The sequence below is a fragment of the Vibrio sp. 1249-1 genome, assembly GCF_033340495.1.
In genome coordinates, this window is the sequence record NZ_JAWOWJ010000572.1 from 1 (window position 1) to 690 (window position 690).

The following is a 690-nucleotide window of genomic DNA, read 5'->3' on the forward strand; positions in this document are numbered from 1 at the left end:
TATGGCAGTTCATCACCAGTAAAGCGCATTAGCTTTTCACGTACGATTTCTGAAGCCATGAAACGCTGAGAGCGATCCGTTACGTATTCTTCAGGAAAGTGATGCGTCGCTTTCGGCAGGTGATTACGTACGTGCTTGCGCAATACATCAATGTTCTTACCTTGCTTCGCAGAGATTGGCACTACATCGACAAAGTCCATTTTTTTAGACATTTCAGCCATGTGTAGCATCACTTCATTACGATCTTGCACGTTATCGACTTTGTTAACACAAAGTACAACAGGGAAGTTCGATTTCTGAAGCTTGGTCAACACCATCTCGTCGTCTTTAGTCCAATGGGTACCATCGACCAAGAAGAAAACTAGGTTCACGTCACTCAACGAGGAGTTTGCAGCGCGGTTCATCAAACGGTTGCTTGCACGTTTTTCTTCAATGTGAAGTCCTGGTGTATCAACGTAAATCGCTTGGTAATCACCATCTGTGTCGACGCCCATGATGCGGTGACGCGTCGTTTGTGGCTTACGTGACGTGATCGAAATCTTCTGACCTAGAATTTTGTTCAGAAGCGTCGATTTACCCACGTTAGGACGACCAACAATGGCAATGAAACCACAATGCTGGTTTTCCGGTGAGCTCACCTCACCATGTGATGCGAAAAACGCATCGATGTCGAATTCGTTATCAGCCATT

The 690-nt window shown here is 45.5% G+C and carries 1 protein-coding gene; it reads right to left on the reverse strand.

Annotated features, from left to right (window positions below; translation table 11 throughout):
* A partial coding sequence (era, locus tag R7Z50_RS27680; protein WP_318149779.1) for a GTPase Era occupies positions 1–689 on the reverse strand: 689 nt, incomplete at its 3' end.
* Position 690: the final 1 nt, after the last annotated feature.